At 62.3% G+C, this 17,267-nt stretch carries 15 protein-coding genes and 1 riboswitch; of the genes, 13 read left to right on the top strand and 2 right to left on the bottom strand.

Going from position 1 to position 17,267, the window contains the following annotated elements; translation table 11 throughout:
• Window positions 1–1,515: a tripartite tricarboxylate transporter permease gene (locus E0F99_RS07315; protein ID WP_083359663.1), complete on the top strand. Its 1,515-nt coding sequence runs from the start codon at window positions 1–3 to the stop codon at window positions 1,513–1,515.
• A complete protein-coding gene (locus E0F99_RS07310; RefSeq protein WP_083359664.1) occupies window positions 1,508–2,545 on the top strand; it encodes an AbrB family transcriptional regulator in 1,038 nt (345 codons plus the stop codon). Before E0F99_RS07315 ends, E0F99_RS07310 begins: the two co-directional genes overlap by 8 nt.
• A 64-nt stretch (window positions 2,546–2,609) precedes the next feature.
• Here E0F99_RS07310 and ung read toward each other — a convergent pair whose 3' ends face one another.
• Window positions 2,610–3,302, bottom strand: a complete 693-nt coding sequence (gene ung / locus E0F99_RS07305) for a uracil-DNA glycosylase (RefSeq protein WP_083359665.1) — start codon at window positions 3,300–3,302, stop codon at window positions 2,610–2,612.
• Between the two features lie 135 nt (window positions 3,303–3,437).
• On the opposite strand from ung, the gene E0F99_RS07300 reads away from it, so the two are divergent.
• Window positions 3,438–4,550, top strand: a complete 1,113-nt coding sequence (locus tag E0F99_RS07300) for an enoyl-CoA hydratase/isomerase family protein (protein ID WP_083359666.1) — start codon at window positions 3,438–3,440, stop codon at window positions 4,548–4,550.
• Here the strand turns inward: E0F99_RS07300 and E0F99_RS07295 are convergent.
• Entirely contained in the window at window positions 4,547–4,894 is a 348-nt protein-coding gene (locus E0F99_RS07295; protein ID WP_083359667.1) for a hypothetical protein, read from the bottom strand. The genes E0F99_RS07300 and E0F99_RS07295 overlap by 4 nt on opposite strands.
• Window positions 4,895–5,207: 313 nt before the next feature.
• Window positions 5,208–5,309: riboswitch (guanidine-I (ykkC/yxkD leader) on the top strand.
• A 61-nt stretch (window positions 5,310–5,370) separates the two neighbouring features.
• Between E0F99_RS07295 and E0F99_RS07285 the strand changes: the two genes are divergently transcribed.
• The 10 genes from E0F99_RS07285 (at window position 5,371) to E0F99_RS07240 (ending at window position 17,217) form a co-directional block, all read left to right on the top strand.
• Window positions 5,371–6,438 carry a putative urea ABC transporter substrate-binding protein gene (locus tag E0F99_RS07285; RefSeq protein ID WP_083359668.1) on the top strand — a complete coding sequence of 356 codons (1,068 nt, stop codon included), beginning with the start codon at window positions 5,371–5,373 and terminating at the stop codon, window positions 6,436–6,438.
• Window positions 6,439–6,450: 12 nt separating this feature from the next.
• Window positions 6,451–7,266: an ABC transporter permease gene (locus tag E0F99_RS07280; RefSeq protein ID WP_083359669.1), complete on the top strand. Its 816-nt coding sequence runs from the start codon at window positions 6,451–6,453 to the stop codon at window positions 7,264–7,266.
• Window positions 7,263–8,027 carry an ABC transporter ATP-binding protein gene (locus E0F99_RS07275; RefSeq protein ID WP_083359670.1) on the top strand — a complete coding sequence of 255 codons (765 nt, stop codon included), beginning with the start codon at window positions 7,263–7,265 and terminating at the stop codon, window positions 8,025–8,027. The genes E0F99_RS07280 and E0F99_RS07275 overlap by 4 nt, the downstream gene beginning before the upstream one ends.
• The gene (locus tag E0F99_RS07270; protein ID WP_083359671.1) at window positions 8,024–8,749 is read left to right on the top strand and encodes an urea amidolyase associated protein UAAP1; all 726 of its coding nucleotides are present in this window, start codon (window positions 8,024–8,026) and stop codon (window positions 8,747–8,749) included. Before E0F99_RS07275 ends, E0F99_RS07270 begins: the two co-directional genes overlap by 4 nt.
• A 9-nt stretch (window positions 8,750–8,758) precedes the next feature.
• Complete coding sequence (locus E0F99_RS07265; protein ID WP_083359672.1) at window positions 8,759–9,388, top strand: urea amidolyase associated protein UAAP2; 630 nt, start codon at window positions 8,759–8,761, stop codon at window positions 9,386–9,388.
• Window positions 9,389–9,647: 259 nt separating this feature from the next.
• On the top strand, window positions 9,648–13,271 hold the full coding sequence (gene uca / locus E0F99_RS07260; RefSeq protein ID WP_083360489.1) for an urea carboxylase: 3,624 nt from the start codon (window positions 9,648–9,650) through the stop codon (window positions 13,269–13,271).
• Between the two features lie 28 nt (window positions 13,272–13,299).
• The gene (gene atzF, locus E0F99_RS07255; protein ID WP_083359673.1) at window positions 13,300–15,072 is read left to right on the top strand and encodes an allophanate hydrolase; all 1,773 of its coding nucleotides are present in this window, start codon (window positions 13,300–13,302) and stop codon (window positions 15,070–15,072) included.
• Window positions 15,073–15,123: 51 nt separating this feature from the next.
• A complete protein-coding gene (locus E0F99_RS07250) occupies window positions 15,124–15,336 on the top strand; it encodes a cysteine-rich CWC family protein (protein WP_083359674.1) in 213 nt (70 codons plus the stop codon).
• Entirely contained in the window at window positions 15,336–16,028 is a 693-nt protein-coding gene (locus tag E0F99_RS07245; protein ID WP_083359675.1) for a pseudouridine synthase, read from the top strand. The genes E0F99_RS07250 and E0F99_RS07245 overlap by 1 nt, the downstream gene beginning before the upstream one ends.
• A gap of 304 nt (window positions 16,029–16,332) precedes the next feature.
• Entirely contained in the window at window positions 16,333–17,217 is an 885-nt protein-coding gene (locus tag E0F99_RS07240) for an alpha/beta fold hydrolase (protein WP_083359676.1), read from the top strand.
• The last annotated feature ends 50 nt before the right edge of the window (window positions 17,218–17,267 follow it).

Below are 17,267 nucleotides of genomic sequence, written 5' to 3'. Positions count from 1 at the left end.
ATGGATACGCTTGGCTATTTGGGCCAGGGTTTCGGCGTTGCGCTGACCCCTTACAACCTGGTGACGGCATTGTGCGGCACCCTGATCGGTACCGTGGTCGGCCTGTTGCCGGGCCTGGGGCCGATCAATGGCGTGGCGCTGTTGATCCCCATCGCCTTCGCGCTTGGGCTGCCGCCTGAGTCAGCACTGATATTGCTGGCGGCCGTGTACCTGGGCTGTGAATACGGTGGCCGTATCAGTTCGATTCTGCTGAACATCCCGGGCGAAGCCTCGACAGTAATGACCACCCTCGACGGCTACCCGATGGCGCGTAAGGGCCTGGCGGGCGTGGCACTGTCGTTGTCGGCATGGAGTTCGTTCATCGGTGCACTCATCGCCACTTGCGGCATGGTGATGTTTGCTCCCCTGCTGGCTAAATGGGCGATTGCCTTTGGGCCTGCGGAATATTTCGTATTGATGGTGTTCGCGATTGTCTGCCTGGGCGGTATGGCCGGTGATAAACCGCTGAAAACCTTTGTCGCCGCCTTGATCGGCCTTTTCCTGTCGGCGGTGGGTATCGACGCCAACAGCGGCGTGTACCGCTTTACCGGTGACAATATCCACCTGACCGACGGCATCCAATTTGTGGTGCTGGTCCTGGGCCTGTTTTCCATCAGCGAGATCCTGTTGCTGCTGGAAAAAACCCACCATGGCCAGGAAGCCGTCAAGGCCAGCGGGCGCATGATGTTCAACTTCAAGGAAGCAGCGTCGGTATTCGTAGTCAATATTCGCTGCGGCGTGCTGGGCTTCATCATGGGTGTGCTACCGGGCGCCGGCGCCACCCTGGCCAGCGCCGTGGCCTACATGACTGAGAAACGGATCGCCGGTGCCAGCGGCACCTTCGGCGAAGGTGACAAACGTGGCCTGGCCGCACCGGAAACCGCCATCGGTGCTGCCGCTTGCGGCGCACTGGTCCCCATGCTGACCTTGGGCGTACCCGGCTCAGGCACTACCGCGGTGATGATCGGCGCGTTGTCGCTGTACAACATTACCCCCGGCCCACTGCTGTTCCAGCAACAGCCGGACATCGTCTGGGGCCTGATCGCTTCGTTGTTTATCGCCAACGTCATGCTGGTGATCCTCAACATCCCGATGATCCGCATCTTCACTCGCATCCTTGCCGTACCAAACTGGGCCCTGGTGCCGGTAATCGCCATCATCACCGCAATTGGGGTGTACGCGGTTCACGCCACCACCTTCGACCTGTTCCTGATGATTGGGATCGGCATCTTCGGCTATATTCTGCGCAAGCTGGACTTCCCGCTGTCGCCGGTGTTGCTGGGCTTTATCCTCGGTGGCCTGATGGAGCAGAACCTGCGCCGGGCGCTGTCGATTTCCAACGGCGCGCTGGAGATCCTGTGGTCTAGCCCAATCACCTTTGGCGTGTGGGTACTGACCGCAATCATGTTGCTTGTGCCGGTGCTGCGTATCTGGCGTAAACGTGCCCAGCAGCGTCGTACCGTGGCCGATGTCTGAGGTCACCTTTAAACAATGGTGGGCAACACCGCTGGTCGGCCTGGCCGGCGGTTACCTGGCCAGCCTCGTCGGCTGGCCTTTGCCGTATATGGTCGGCTCGTTGCTGGCGATCATTCTGGTGCGCTGCCTTACACCGTGGCAGTTGGCGGAAATTCCCGGCGGGCGCAAATGCGGCCAATGGGTGGTGGGCGTCGGCATCGGGCTGCATTTCACCCCGGTGGTGATCGAACAGGTGATGAGCCACTTCGGTCTGATTTTCTTCGGCGCGCTGATCACCAGCCTGTCGAGCATTGTCGGCGTGTGGTTGATGCGCCGCAGTGGCGAAGACCGTGCCACCGCGTTTTTTTCCAGCATGCCCGGCGGCTCCGGTGAGATGGTCAACCTCGGCGCGCGTAATGGCGCGGTGCTCAGCCGTGTTGCAGCGGGGCAGAGTTTGCGCGTGCTGGTGGTGGTGCTGTGTGTGCCAGCGATCTTCAAGTATTTACTCGAAGGCGGTGCACCGCAGTTTCATCCGGCGCCGGTGAGCTGGGCCTGGCTCGCGGTGTTATTTCCGATGGGGGCGCTGGTCGCCTGGGGATGGCAGCGTTTGCGCCAACCGAACCCGTGGTTGTTCGGGCCGCTGTTGGTCAGCGCCACCGCCAGTGTTGTGTGGGACTTGCATATCGGCCTGCCCGATGGCGGCAGCCAGATCGGCCAATGGCTGATCGGCAGCGGTTTGGGCTGCCACTTCAACCGTCAGTTCTTTCGCCGGGCACCGTCGTTTATGGCCCGCACGCTGATCGGTACGGCGTTGACCATGGCGCTGGCGACGTTGGCGGCGGTGGGCTTGAGCGCCATGACGCACCTGGACTTGCGCTCACTCACCTTGGGCATGATGCCCGGCGGCATTGCCGAAATGAGCCTCACCGCCGAGACGTTGCAACTGTCGGTGCCATTGGTGACAGCGATGCAGGTGATGCGCTTGTTGTTTGTGCTGTTTCTGGCAGAGCCGTTGTTCAGGCACTGGAATCGCCAGCCAGACAAGATCTAACGCCTTGCGCAGCTCAAATGTGGGAGGGAGCAAGCCCCCCCCGCATTTTGAACTGTGTTGACCGTTAAACTGGCGGCAACCGCCACTCGATCGGCGTCTCGCCATTTTGCTCAAGAAACTTGTTGGTGCGGCTGAAATGCCCACAGCCCAAGAACCCCCGATAGGCCGACAACGGCGACGGATGCACCGACGTCAGCACCAGGTGCTTGGTCGCATCCACCAGCTTCTGCTTGCCTTGCGCATGCGCACCCCAGAGCAAAAACACCAGGTTCGGTTGATGCTCGCTGACCACTTCAATAATCCGATCGGTAAAGAACTGCCAGCCCTTGCCCGCATGCGCGTTGGCATTCGCACGCTCCACGGTCATGGTGGTGTTGAGCATCAGCACGCCCTGGTCGGCCCAGCTTTGCAGGCAACCGTGGCTGGGGATGTCGATGTTCAGGTCGCGCTTGAGCTCTTTGTAGATATTCACCAGGGAGGGCGGCGTCGGCACGCCCGGCTGCACCGAGAAGCACAAGCCGTGGGCCTGGCCGGGACCGTGGTACGGGTCCTGGCCGAGGATCACCACCTTGACCTTGTCCAAGGGCGTTGAGTTGAGCGCATTGAAAATCAGCGGGCCCGGCGGGTAAATCTCTTTGCCAGCGGCGTGTTCCTGGCGCAGAAACTCGCGCAGCTCAGCCATGTAGGGCTTGTCGAACTCATCCCGCAGGGCGTGTTTCCAGCTGGGTTCGAGTTTGATACGGTCGCCTTCGGTCATGGTGTGTTCGTCGCGTAAAAAAGGATGGGCGAACCCTAGGAAAGCCGACCCCGCTTGTCAATTGATCTGACACACAACCGGCACTTTCCCACGGAGCGATCATACTGATCTTTCACTTTCTCGATTGAGGTCACGATGAACCTGCACTTCGAAGAGCTGACCGGCAGCGACGGTGCCCGCATCGGCATCGCCAGCCTGGACGCTGAAAAGTCTCTCAACGCGCTCTCCCTGCCAATGATCCTGGCCTTGAGCGAACGCTTGGATACGTGGGCCAAAGACCCACAAATCGTCTGCGTACTCCTGCGTGGGAATGGCGCCAAGGCCTTCTGCGCCGGCGGCGAAGTGCGTAGCCTGGCCCAGGCTTGCCGCGAACAACCCGGCGTGGTGCCACCCTTGGCCGCGCAGTTTTTTGCCGCGGAATACCGCCTCGACTACCGCCTGCACACCTACCCCAAGCCGCTGATCTGCTGGGGCCACGGTTATGTGTTGGGCGGCGGTATGGGCCTGCTGCAAAGCGCGGCGGTGCGCATCGTCACACCGAGCAGCCGTTTGGCAATGCCCGAGGTCAGCATCGGCCTGTACCCGGACGTGGGTGCCAGTTGGTTCCTGTCGCGCCTGCCCGGCAAACTTGGCTTATTCCTTGGCCTCACCGGCGCGCACATCAACGGTCGTGACGCCCTGGACCTGGGCCTGGCCGACCGTTTCCTGCGCGATGACCAACAAGACGAACTGATCGAAGGCCTGCTGCAACTGAACTGGCAGGAACGAACCGCGATGCAACTCAACAGCCTGCTCAAGGCACTGGCCCAAGAAGCGGTCAGCCAGCAACCCGAGGCGCAATGGCTGCCCCGCCGTGCACAGATCGACGAATGGTTGGACGTGGGTGATGTGCGTTCCGCCTGGCGCGCGTTGAGCCCATTGCGCGACCACGCCGATCCGCTCCTCAGCCGCGCTGGCAAGACCCTCAGCGAAGGCTGCCCGCTGACGGCGCATCTGGTATGGGAACAGATCCAGCGCGCCCGGCACCTGTCCCTGGCCCAGGTGTTCCAGATGGAATACACCCTGAGCCTGAACTGCTGCCGCCACCCCGAATTCGCCGAAGGCGTGCGCGCGCGGTTGATTGATAAGGACCAGACGCCCCAGTGGCACTGGCCCGATATCAACAGCATTCCCGAGGCCGTGGTGCAAGCGCATTTCCACAAGGCCTGGGAAGGTCGGCACCCACTGGCGAACTTGTCCGACGTCTAACGGTGACCACCACCGTGGCCGCCACCATGCCCGCCGCCCCGGTTATGCCCACCGCCATTGCCCCACCGGTTGTCGCCCCAGCCTTGGTTCGGATACGGCCGGTAACCAGACCTTGGGTAATAGCCGGGCGCGGGCCGGTAATAACGCGGCGCCGGGTAGTAACGCGGCGGTGGCGCATAGTAGCCACGCCCATACAGATAGGTGGGGCCGCCGCCGTAGTAATAGGCTGGCGCCGGTGCGGTGTAGACCTCGGAGCGATAGTAGGTGCCACCGCCATCGTAATAGGGCACACACGCAGACAGGGTCAGGCCAAATAAAGCGCTGAGAAGCAGTCGTCGATACATGGCGGCCTCCTGGACCGCTTGAGAGCACCTTCAGCGACGCTGAAGGGCGGCATTCGTCTTTCAATGAATGACGAAATATCTGACACCAAAAACCGAATCTGGTGCGTTTTGGACACAGGCTGAAACATCTGTTTCAGACGAAGCGAGCGCTTCATTGCAGTGCGCCAGCGCACCAGCACAACGCACTCCAAGCCCCCTGCCCATCGCCATCCGCGTGCAAACCCTCGGTCTAAAGGCTCGCGGCCTACTTGGCACGACTCTCGCTTTGGCTAACCCGTGCAGGATTTATCACAGGTTCGCGGCACCACAATTTGCAATGGCTGACTAGGGTTCCGGCTCGCTTGACGCGAGTGGCTGGTCCGAGAGTTGGCGACCTCCAGTTGAGGTTACACGGCGGGATAAAAGCCCGGGAGACAAGCCACCGTTCACGGTGCCGCGTTGCTCCCTGCCCGCCCATGATCAACTGGAGAAACCCCATGCCAACACCCCGTTTACCCGCCCTGCTCGCCGCCGCCTTCGCCGCCGTGTTGAGCTTGCAGACCCAAGCCGCCAGCAAAGACCACTTCAGTGTGTGCTGGACCATCTACGCCGGTTGGATGCCGTGGGAGTACGCCGGCAGCCAGGGCATCCTCGACAAGTGGGCCAAGAAGTACGGCATAAAGATCGACATGGTGCAGCTCAATGACTATGTCGAATCCATCAACCAGTACACCGCCGGCCAGTTCGATGGCTGCACCATGACCAACATGGACGCCCTGACCATCCCCGCCGCCGGTGGCGTGGACAGCACCGCACTGGTGGTCAGCGACTTCTCCAACGGCAACGATGGCGTGGTGATCAAAGGCACCGGCAAGACCGTGGCCGACCTCAAGGGCATGAACGTCAACCTGGTGGAACTCTCGGTGTCCCACTACCTGCTGGCGCGTGCGCTGGAATCGGCTGACCTCACCGAAAAAGACCTCAAAGTGGTCAACACCTCCGATGCCGACATCGCCGCCGCCTTCAACACCGATCAGGTGCAAGCCGTCACCACCTGGAACCCGATGCTCTCCGAGATCAAGGCCAAGCCCGGCGTTACCCAGGTGTTCGACTCGAGCAAAGTGCCCGGCGAAATCATGGACATGATGGTGGTCAACACCCAAACCCTCAAAGACAACCCGGCCCTGGGCAAAGCGCTCACCGGTGCCTGGTTTGAAGTGGTCGCCTTGATGAACGCCAAAAACGCCGCCAGCACCGATGCCTTGGAGCATATGGCCAAAGCGTCGGGCACTGACCTCAAGGGTTTCCAGGCGCAACTGGACACCACCAAGCTGTTCGCCACGCCCAAGGAAGCCCTGGCCTTCGCCACCAGTGCGCAGTTGCCCGCCACCATGCGCAAAGTTGCCGAATTCTCCTTCCAGCACGGCTTGCTCGGTGAGGGCGCCAAGGACACCAGCGCCGTGGGCATGAGCTTCGCCAATGGCGTGACCAGCGGCGACACCGCCAACCTCAAGCTGCATTTCGACCCCCGCTATGTGCAGATGGCCGCCGACAGCACGCTGTAAGAGGACCCGGCCATGCGCCTGATCAACCGTCACCCGGAACGCTCCAGTCGCCTGCTGTTGGTGATCCTGCCGTTCGCCCTGCTGCTGTTCGCCTACTTCGTGGGCTCGGCCGAGCGCCTGGCAGACAACCCCAACGACAAGCTGCTGCCCAGCGCCGTGCAAATGGGCGACGCGGTAAAACGCCTGGCGTTCAGCGCCGACACGCGTACCGGTGAGTACGTGCTGTGGCAAGACAGCGCCTCGAGCCTGCGCCGCCTCGCCATCGGCTTAGGGATCAGCGCCCTCGCCGGCCTGTGCCTGGGGATTGCCGCCGGTACGCTGCCGCTGTTTGGCGCGCCGTTGTCGCCGTTGCTCACGGTGCTGTCGATGGTGCCGCCGCTGGCGATCCTGCCGATTCTGTTCATCGTGTTCGGGCTGGGAGAATTGTCCAAAGTGATGCTGATCGTCATCGGCATCACCCCGGCCCTGGCCCGCGATCTGGAGCAACGTGCCAGGGAAATCCCCGTCGAGCTGCTGGTAAAAGCGCAAACCCTCGGCGCCTCTACCTGGACGCTGATGCTGCGCGTGGTGTTGCCGCAACTGCTGCCGCGCCTGCTGATCTCGCTGCGGCTAATGCTCGGTTCAGCGTGGTTGTTCCTGATCGCCGCCGAAGCCATCGCCGCCACCGACGGCCTGGGCTACCGGATTTTCCTGGTGCGCCGCTACCTGGCGATGGACGTGATCTTGCCTTACGTGGTGTGGATCACCCTGCTCGCCTGGCTGATGGATTGGGGCCTGAAAACCCTCACTCGCCGTGCGTTCCCCTGGTACGAAGGAGCGCGGGCATGAGTTTTATCAGCGTCAATAATGTGTGGCAGCGCTACGGCGACCAAGTGGTGCTGGAGGGCCTCAACCTGCACGTCGACGAGGGTGAGTTTTGCACGCTGGTCGGCACCTCCGGTTGCGGCAAATCCACCTTCCTGCGCCTGCTGTTGGGCCAGGAAACCGCAAGCAAAGGCCAGATCCTGCTGGACGGTCAAGCCCTCGCCGCTGAGCCGGATGCCAGCCGTGGCGTGGTGTTCCAGCGCTACTCGGTGTTCCCGCATTTGACTGTACTGGACAACGTCGCCCTGGGCCTTGAACTGCCGCATGCACCGCTGCTGGGCCGGCTGTTCGGCAACGCCAAAAAACACGCCAGGGAACAGGCGGCCGCACTGCTGCAGAAAGTCGGCCTTGGCCACGCCTTGGACAAATACCCGGCGCAGCTCTCCGGCGGCATGCAACAACGCCTGGCCATCGCCCAAGCGCTGATCATGAAACCCCGCGTGCTGCTGCTGGACGAACCCTTCGGCGCCCTCGACCCGGGCATTCGCAAAGACATGCACCAGCTGTTGCTGGCGCTGTGGCGCGAAACCCGGCTGACGGTGTTCATGGTCACCCACGACCTGAGCGAAGGCTTCAGCCTCGGCACGCGCTTGCTGGTGTTCGACAAGGTCCGCGTCGACCCCCACGCCCCCGGTGCCTATGGCGCCCGCATTACCTACGACATCCCTTTGAACAGCGCGCGCCGCAAAGCGCTCGCCGTCGAACTTGGAGCCACAGCCCAATGACCGATTCCACTCAGCTGTTCCCGCCGTTCGCCGAAGAAATGCTGCCCGGCGGCGGCCACCGTTCCTTCGTGCTCAAACGCGGCCAATTGCTGCGCCTCACCGACATTCGCGGCGGCGCCAATGTCAGCTTGACCCTGCTCAATGCCAACGAAAAAACCGAGCGCCTGAACCTGCCCGACAGCCTCAAATGCCAACACACCGCCAAGCTCACCCGCGGCCACTGCCTGTACTCGGACATGGGCCGCGTGCTGGCCGCCATCACCGCCGACACCTGCGGCTGGAGTGACAGCATTGGCGGGGTGTTATGCGCCGCCGAGGTGGCCGAAAAATACGGCAAGGGCCGCTATCAGGAACTGCGCAATGGCTTCTATCGCAATGGCACCGACAACCTGCTGGTGGAACTGGGCAAGTGGGGCTTAGGGCTTTGCGACCTGCTGATGACCCTCAACCTGTTCAGCCGCGTCAGCGTGGACGGCGATGGCGGCCTGCACTTTGAACCAGGCAATTCCAAGGCCGGTGACTACATCGAACTCTACGCACCGATGGACACGCTGGTGGTACTCACCGCCCTGCAACACCCGATGGACCCCAACCCCGAGTACGCGCCGCAACCGCTGAAACTGAGCTGGATGAACGCCGACCCCAGCGTCGCCGAACACTGCCGCACGTCGCGCCCGGAAAACGAGCGCGGTTTTATCAACACCGACCGTCTGTTCGCCTGAGGAGCTGCCATGTCTATCGCAATAAAACAACCCGACGCAGCGGTGTACCGCGCGACCATTCCCGCCGGCGAGCCGTGGCTGATGGAGGTCAAGGCTGGCCAGACCTTGCGCATCCTCGACCTTGAGGGCAACCAGGCCGTCGACACGCTGTTCTACAGCCTCAAAAACCCCAAGGAACGCTACGATGTGCAACGCACCCTGCGCCGACAAAACAGCGTGTACCTGAGCACCGCCAGCGTGCTGTATTCCAACCTTGGTCAACCGATGCTGACCATCGTCGACGACACCTGCGGGCGCCACGACACCCTCGGTGGCGCTTGCGCCCAAGAGAGCAACACCGTGCGCTACGCCCTGGAAAAACGCTACATGCACAGCTGCCGCGACAACTACCTGCGCGCCTGTGCCCACGATGGCCGCCTGGGTAAAAGCGACATCGGGCCGAACATCAATTTCTTCATGAATGTGCCGGTCACGGCCGACGGTGGGCTGACGTTCGAAGACGGCATTTCCGCGCCCGGCAAGTACGTCGACTTGCGCGCGGAGATGGACGTGATCGTGCTGATTTCCAACTGCCCGCAATTGAACAACTCCTGCAACGCCTACAACCCGACCCCTGCGGAGTTACTGGTATGGAACTGAAAATGAAGCGGTTGCGTAAATGGTTATTCGCCCTGTGCCAGGCCCGAGCGGGGCAGTGCCTGCAAAAACAATGAAGGTTCCTTGTGGGAGCTGGCTTGCCTGCGATGGCGGTTAATCAGCCAATAAATAAGGTGACAGACCCACCGCCATCTCGGGCAAGCCCGGCCCCCACAGTTGATCACCATCAACTCCAAAGATTTGCGCCATGGACGACCCTGGCGCGTACCCCCACATGCGGGACGGCCCGCAGGGTTTTGCCATGTTCGAAAAACTGTTGATCGCCAACCGTGGCGCTATCGCCTGCCGCATTCTGCGCACCTTGCCCGAGCTGCAGGTCAAGGGCGTCGCCGTGTACGCCGAAGCCGATGCCGCCAGCCTGCATATCCAGCAAGCCGACGAGGCCTACAGCCTCGGTGAAGGCGCGGCGGCCGGCACCTATCTGGCGGTGGAGAAAATCCTCGCCACCGCCAAGGCCTGTGGCGCCAAGGCCATCCACCCCGGCTACGGCTTCCTTTCGGAAAACGCCGCCTTTGCGCAAGCCTGCGAAAGCGCCGGTATTGCCTTCGTCGGGCCGACGCCTGAACAGTTACGCGTATTCGGCCTCAAGCACACTGCCCGCGCCTTGGCCAAGCACCATCAGATCCCCTTGCTGGAAGGCACCGAACTGCTCGACAGCCTCGACGCGGCGTTGTTGGCGGCCAACACGGTGGGCTACCCGGTGATGCTCAAAAGCACCGCCGGCGGTGGCGGTATCGGCATGCGCGTGTGCCGCAGCGCAGCCGAGTTGGGCGAATCGTTCGAGGCGGTCAAACGCCTGGGGCAGAACAATTTCAGCGACGCCGGTGTATTCATCGAGAAGTACATCCAGCACGCCCGCCACCTGGAAGTGCAGGTGTTCGGCGACGGCGCAGGTGAAGTGATCGCCCTCGGTGTACGCGACTGTTCCGTGCAGCGGCGCAACCAGAAAGTCCTCGAAGAAACTCCGGCGCCGAACCTGCCCGACGGCATGGCCGAGGCCTTGTGCGCGGCTGCCATCACCCTGGCCAAGGCCGTAAATTACCGCAGCGCCGGCACCGTGGAATTTATCTTTGATAGCGCCGATGGCCGCTTCTACTTCCTCGAAGTGAACACGCGGTTGCAGGTGGAACACGGCGTGACCGAGCAAGTCTGGGGCGTGGACCTGGTGCGCTGGATGGTGCAACTGGCGGCAGGCGAAATGCCGCCGTTGAATACCTTGGATGTGAACCCCCACGGCCATGCGATTCAGGCACGGCTGTATGCGGAAGACCCGGGCAAGGACTTCCAGCCGAGCCCGGGCCTGTTGACTCGCGTCGATTTCCCGGCGGCCGAAGGCCTACGGATCGACACCTGGGTGGAAGCTGGCTGCGAGATCCCAGCGTATTTCGACCCGATGATCGCCAAGCTCATCACCTGGGCGCCTACCCGCGAACAGGCGCGTCTGGATTTGCATCAGGCACTGAGCCACAGCCAACTCTATGGCGTGCAAACCAACCGCGATTACCTGCGCCAGATCCTGCTTGCCGAGCCCTTCGCCAGTGGCCAGCCGTGGACGCGCTGCCTGGAAAACCTGGTGTACACCGCCGACACGTTTGAAGTGCTCAGCGCTGGCACACAAACCAGTGTGCAGGACTATCCAGGCCGCCTCGGTTATTGGGCGGTCGGCGTACCGCCATCCGGCCCGATGGACAGCCGTGCGCTGCGCTTGGGTAACCGCTTGCTAGGCAATAGCGACGGGGCGGCGGCGCTGGAAATCACCATGAGTGGGCCACTGCTGCGCTTCAACTGCGCGGCGGTTGTGGCGGTGACCGGGGCGGATATTCCACTGCGGTTGAATGACCAGGCCGTGCCGATGAATACCGCGCTGTTAATTCAGGCGGGGGCGGTGTTGAGCCTTGGCACTATCGCCGGTAGCGGTGCGCGCAGTTACTTATGCGTGCGTGGCGGGCTGCAAGTGCCGAACTACCTGGGCAGCAAAAGCACCTTCACCCTCGGTCAGTTTGGCGGGCATGGCGGGCGCGCTTTACGGGCCGGTGATGTGTTGCATCTGTTGCCATTGGCAGACCTCAACGCCGGGCAGCAGTTGGTCTGTGAACCGCTGACTGAGGTACGCACACTGCGCGTCATTTATGGCCCTCACGGCGCGCCGGAATATTTCCTGCCTGAGTACATCGATACCTTCTTCGCCACCCAGTGGGAAGTGCACTTCAACTCCAGCCGCACCGGGGTGCGGCTGATCGGGCCGAAGCCTGAATGGGCGCGCACGGACGGCGGCGAAGCCGGGCTGCATCCGTCGAATATTCATGACAATCCTTATGCGATTGGGGCGGTGGATTTTACTGGGGATATGCCGGTGATCCTCGGACCGGATGGGCCGAGCCTGGGTGGGTTTGTGTGCCCGGTGACGGTGATAGAGGCGGACCTGTGGCAGTTGGGGCAGTTGAAGGCGGGAGACAAAATCAGGTTCGAACCGGTGGATCTCAAGACCGCACGCGACCTCGCCCTGAAATGGGACCAACTGTGGGAGCCGGGCTTGCCCGCGATGCAGACGGCTCGGTGTGTCAGTCAAACCGCGGTGATGCATTCGCGAGTAAGCCCGCTCCCACAGTTGATCGAGTCGCCAGTGGTGTTGGACATCGGTGAAGATGACACCCGCCTCGTCGCCCGACTCGCCGGTGACACCCACCTGCTGCTGGAAATCGGCGCGCCTGAACTCGACCTGGTGCTGCGCTTTCGCGCCCACGCCCTGATGCAAGCCCTGCAAACCCGCGCCCTGTACGGCGTGATCGACCTGACCCCGGGCATCCGCTCGCTGCAAATTCACTACCAGCCCGAACAACTGCCCCTGGCCGACCTGCTGGCGCTGATCACTACCGAATGGGCCACCGTGTGCGCCACGCAAAACCTGCAAGTGCCGTCGCGCATCGTGCATTTGCCGCTGTCGTGGGACGACCCGGCCTGCCAACTGGCCATCGAAAAATACATGACCACCGTGCGCAAAGACGCGCCGTGGTGCCCGAGCAACCTGGAGTTCATCCGCCGTATCAACGACCTGGCGAACCTCGATGAAGTACGTCACACCGTGTTCGACGCCAGCTACTTGGTGATGGGCCTGGGCGACGTCTACCTCGGCGCGCCGGTGGCCACGCCGCTGGACCCACGCCACCGCTTGGTGACCACCAAATACAACCCGGCCCGCACCTGGACCGCCGAAAACTCGGTGGGCATCGGTGGTGCCTACTTGTGTGTGTATGGCATGGAAGGCCCTGGCGGTTATCAGTTTGTGGGCCGCACGTTGCAGATGTGGAATCGCTATCGGGAAGTGGCAGCGTTTGACGGCAAGCCATGGTTGCTGCGCTTCTTTGATCAGATTCGTTTTTATCCGGTGACGGCTGATGAGCTGGTGCAGATCCGCCGTGACTTCCCACTGGGGCGCTTTGCCCTGAGCATCGAGCACAGCCAGTTGAACCTCGCGGATTACCAGGCTTTTCTGGCGCGCGAAGCGTCGAGCATCGGCGCCTTTCGCGAGCATCAGCAGCACGCTTTTAACGCCGAGCGCGAGCGTTGGATCGCCAGCGGCCAGGCGCATTACGACAGTGAAGAGCTGGCTGCGCCAAGCGGTAAAGACACGCCGCTGCTGGCCAACGAGGTCAGCGTCGACAGCCCTCTCGCCGGCAACCTCTGGCAGGTTCAGGTGACTACCGGGAATCGGGTTTCAGCCGGCGATGTGCTGGTGATTCTTGAGTCGATGAAAATGGAAATCCCGGTGGTGGCGCCCTGCGCTGGCACCGTGCGCGAGATCCCGGTGCAACCCGGCAGTGGCATTGCCGCCGGGCAACGGGTGGTGGTGCTGGAACGTGACTGACTTTTCTTTTTCAACAGGCGGACAAGCCATGAATCTGCAATTGGATAACCTGCGCAATGCCTACCTCAGCGGCGACATCACACCCCGCGAGCTTTTGCTGCAACTGCGCGAAAAAGCCGCGCATCTGAACCCTGACTATCACCTGTTTATTCATCTGCTCAGCGTGGCGGAACTGGAGCCGTACCTGGCGGCACTGGACGCTCGCGAGCCGTCCGAATTGCCGTTGTTCGGCGTGCCGTTTGCGATCAAGGACAACATCGACCTGGCGGGCATTCCGACCACGGCGGCCTGCCCGGCATTTGCTTATGTACCGACGCGCAGTGCGACGATTGTCGAGCAACTGATCGCGCTGGGCGCGGTGCCGCTGGGCAAGACCAACCTGGATCAGTTCGCCACCGGGCTCAATGGCAGCCGCTCGCCCTTTGGCGCGTGCCCCAACAGTGTATTGCCCGACTATCCGTCGGGCGGTTCCAGTGCCGGGTCGTCGTTGGCCGTCGCCCTGGGCGTGGCGAGCTTTGCCCTGGGCACCGACACCGCCGGTTCCGGGCGGGTGCCGGCGGCGTTGAATAACCTGGTGGGGCTCAAGGCGAGCAAAGGGCTGATCTCCACGGCGGGCGTGGTGCCAGCGTGCCGCACGCTGGATTGCGTCACCACCTTTACCCGCACCGCGCGCGAGGCCAGCCACTTGCTGGCGTTGACTGCCAAGCTCGACCCACTGGATACCTACAGCAGGCAGAACCCGGCGTGGAATGACGCTTGCGCGTTTGGCGCTCCGAGGCCGTTTCGTTTTGGTGTGCCGCGTGCAGAGGACCTGGAGTTCTTCGGCTGCGAGCAAGGCCCACACCTGCTCCAGCAGGCCATCGCCCGCATGATTGCCCTCGGCGGCGAGCCGGTTACGCTCGACCTGTCACCCTTCCTCGAAGCCGCGTGCCTGCTCTATGAAGGGCCGTGGGTGGCCGAGCGCTACAGCGTCGCCGGTGAACTGATGGCACGTGAACCCGAGGCGGTGCTGCCAGTAATCCGTGCCGTGTTGGCCAAGGCGCCGGCGGTGAGTGGCGTAGACACCTTCCGTGCGCAATACCGTCTGCAAGCCTTGAAAGCCCAATGTGACGTGTTATTGGAAGGGCTCGATTGCGTGCTGACGCCGACTATCGGTCGCCCGGTTACCCTCGAGGAATTGCGCGCCGAACCCGTGCTGCGCAACGCCGAACTGGGCTATTACACCAACTTCATGAACCTGCTGGATTACGCGGCCGTCGCCGTGCCCAGCGGCTTTATGCATAACGGTTTGCCTTGGGGTGTGACGCTGTTTGGTCGCGCATTTACCGATCAATACCTGCTGGGCGTGGCCGATGCGCTGCAGCGCCAACAGGATGCATCGCTCAGCGCGCCAGCAGGTATCGCCAGCCATGACATGACGCGGCTGGTGGTGTGCGGCGCGCACTTGCAAGGGTTGGCGCTGAACGGCCAATTAGTGCGCCGTGGTGCACGCTTGCTGGAGCGCACCCACAGCTCGGCGGACTATCAACTGTTCGCCCTGGCCGGCGGGCCGCCTTATCGCCCCGGCATGCTGCGGGTGAGCGAAGGCGGCGTGGCCGTCGAGGTTGAGGTGTGGGAATTGCCGAGCCGCGAACTCGGCTCATTCCTCACCGGCATCCCCGCGCCACTGGGCCTGGGCAAGGTGCAACTGGCGGACGGGCGCTGGGAAAGCGGCTTCATCTGCGAGCCCTACGGCCTGGCGGGCGCGGTGGACATCAGCCACTTCGGCGGCTGGCGCGGCTACCTGCATAGCTTGCAATAGCGGGGCGGCGCTGTATCGTGCTGGAAACTGCGCGATACAGCCCGAACCGACATGACCACGCCAACCCTCTGCCCCGCCTGCGGTGCGCGTAACGACTGCACCCTGGCCGACCCGCGCACCGCCGACCAAGCGTGCTGGTGCTACAGCGTCACCATCGACCCGGCGGTGCTACAAGCGCTGGCGGATGAACTGCGCAACACCGCCTGCCTATGCCCACGGTGTGCCCAGGTGGATGCGCAATTGCGTGGGGTTGCGCCGAAGTAATGCGCGTTGATCGTTTCCTCAGCAACCTGCCGCGTTTCAATCGCCAGCAAGTGCGCTTACTGCTGGTTGAGCGACGGGTGACGGTCGATGGCGTAGCGGTCAGCGATCCACACCACGAAGTGCGTGAGTTCAGCTGCGTGTGTGTTGACGATGAAGTGCTGCAAGTCGGCAAACCAGCGCGCTATTTCATGCTGCACAAACCTCAAGGCTGCGTGAGCGCCACAGCCGACCCGGTGCACCCCACGGTGCTTGATCTGTTGGATGAGCCGGATCCGAGCGAGCTGCATATCGCCGGTCGTCTGGATTTCAACACCACCGGGCTGATGCTCATCACCAACGACGGCCAGTGGTCGCGACGCCTGACCCAACCGCAGACCAAATTGCCCAAGGTTTACCTCGTGCAAACCGAACAAGACATCACCCCTGAGTACGCGGTGACGTTTGCTGCGGGCCTGTATTTTGCGTTTGAAGACCTCACCACTCAGCCCGCCGAGTTGGAACTGTTAGGCCCAAGGACGGCGCGGCTGAGCATCATCGAAGGCCGCTATCACCAGGTCAAGCGCATGTTCGGCCACTTTGATAACAAGGTGATCGGCCTGCACCGTGAGCGGATGGGGCCGCTGGTGCTGGATGATGCGCTTGCGCCGGGCGAATATCGGGCACTGACTGACAACGAAATCCGAAGGGTTTGATGACCGTTCGGCCGGTGATGGCAAAAAACCAGTTCGGCGCCTTGCGACCTGGCGTCTGCGCTGCTTGAATCAAGACGTCAGCCAAAATATGACTGGCGAGTCGCCGATAACCTCCAAGAAACACCTTGCCCCGCCCGCGCTTGATCCAAGGGCCTTTGCGGCAAACAGCCCGCCCTAACAACAGCCGTCGGCCAGCCGTCATCGGGCCGACATGGGCGCTCATCTTCCAGGCGTATGCCTACCTGTCATAAAGCGTGTGCAGACTGATCTGCGCGCCCTACCCGCTTGCCAGGAGTCTTACGACATGAGGCCAGAAATCGCTGTGTTGGATATACAGGGTCAGTATCGGGTTTACACGGAGTTCTATCGCGCGGATGCTGCGGCAAAGACCATCATCCTGGTCAACGGCTCCATGGCCACCACGGCCTCTTTCGCCCAAACCGTGAAAAGCCTGTACCCGCAATTCAATGTGGTTTTGTACGACCAGCCCTACGCTGGCCGCTCCAAAATCCATAACCGCCACGAGCAGATGCTGACGAAGGAAGTCGAAGGCCAGATTCTGCTGGAACTCATCGACCATTTCGCCGCCGAACACGTGCTGTCGTTTTCCTGGGGTGGCGCCGCCGCCCTGGTCGCCCTCGCAGAGCGCCCGCGCCGTGTGGAAAAGGCGGTGATCAGCTCGTTCTCCCCGGTGATCAACGCGCCGATGCGCGACTACCTCGAACGCGGCGTCGACTACCTCGGCAACCTCGACCGCGAGCGCGTCGGCCACCTGGTCAACAGCACCCTCGGCAAACACCTGCCGTCGCTGTTCAAGCGTTTCAACCACAAACACGTCAGCAACCTGGCCGAGCACGAATACGGGCAGATGCACTTTCACATCAGCCACGTGCTCAACAGCGACCGGCTGTGCTACCTCAAGGCGGCCCGGCAGATCGACATTCCGGTGCTGTTTTTAAATGGCGAATGGGACGAATACACCAGCGCCGAAGAGGCCAAGCTGTTTGGCCAGCATGTGGCCAAGAGCAGCTTCAGCACCATCCAGGCCACCGGGCACTTTCTGGATATGGAGCATAAGGCGGCGTGCCGGGACAGCCGGGACGCGGTGGTGGGCTTTTTGAAACCCGAGCGGCAGGCCAGCCGGTTGCGCTATCACCATGGCCAGACGCAGCATGCCTTTGCGATCTGAACCGCTTATGAGGGAGCCGGGCTTGCCGGTGAGGCAAACGCCTGGGTGTG

The sequence above is a fragment of the Pseudomonas antarctica genome (assembly GCF_900624995.1).
GTDB lineage: Bacteria > Pseudomonadota > Gammaproteobacteria > Pseudomonadales > Pseudomonadaceae > Aquipseudomonas > Aquipseudomonas antarctica.
The sequence above is the reverse complement of the archived record's forward strand: the minus strand, read 5'-3'. Positions and strand labels throughout refer to the sequence as shown.

Coding starts and splice junctions, on each gene's coding strand:
- E0F99_RS07265 (WP_083359672.1), top strand. CDS start 8,759: ATGTCTATCGCAATAAAACAACCCGACGCAGCGGTGTACCGCGCGACC.
- E0F99_RS07280 (WP_083359669.1), top strand. CDS start 6,451: ATGCGCCTGATCAACCGTCACCCGGAACGCTCCAGTCGCCTGCTGTTG.
- E0F99_RS07240 (WP_083359676.1), top strand. CDS start 16,333: ATGAGGCCAGAAATCGCTGTGTTGGATATACAGGGTCAGTATCGGGTT.
- E0F99_RS07295 (WP_083359667.1), bottom strand. CDS start 4,894: ATGTATCGACGACTGCTTCTCAGCGCTTTATTTGGCCTGACCCTGTCT.
- E0F99_RS07310 (WP_083359664.1), top strand. CDS start 1,508: ATGTCTGAGGTCACCTTTAAACAATGGTGGGCAACACCGCTGGTCGGC.
- E0F99_RS07250 (WP_083359674.1), top strand. CDS start 15,124: ATGACCACGCCAACCCTCTGCCCCGCCTGCGGTGCGCGTAACGACTGC.
- E0F99_RS07245 (WP_083359675.1), top strand. CDS start 15,336: ATGCGCGTTGATCGTTTCCTCAGCAACCTGCCGCGTTTCAATCGCCAG.
- E0F99_RS07315 (WP_083359663.1), top strand. CDS start 1: ATGGATACGCTTGGCTATTTGGGCCAGGGTTTCGGCGTTGCGCTGACC.
- ung (WP_083359665.1), bottom strand. CDS start 3,302: ATGACCGAAGGCGACCGTATCAAACTCGAACCCAGCTGGAAACACGCC.
- E0F99_RS07285 (WP_083359668.1), top strand. CDS start 5,371: ATGCCAACACCCCGTTTACCCGCCCTGCTCGCCGCCGCCTTCGCCGCC.
- E0F99_RS07300 (WP_083359666.1), top strand. CDS start 3,438: ATGAACCTGCACTTCGAAGAGCTGACCGGCAGCGACGGTGCCCGCATC.
- E0F99_RS07270 (WP_083359671.1), top strand. CDS start 8,024: ATGACCGATTCCACTCAGCTGTTCCCGCCGTTCGCCGAAGAAATGCTG.
- uca (WP_083360489.1), top strand. CDS start 9,648: ATGTTCGAAAAACTGTTGATCGCCAACCGTGGCGCTATCGCCTGCCGC.
- E0F99_RS07275 (WP_083359670.1), top strand. CDS start 7,263: ATGAGTTTTATCAGCGTCAATAATGTGTGGCAGCGCTACGGCGACCAA.
- atzF (WP_083359673.1), top strand. CDS start 13,300: ATGAATCTGCAATTGGATAACCTGCGCAATGCCTACCTCAGCGGCGAC.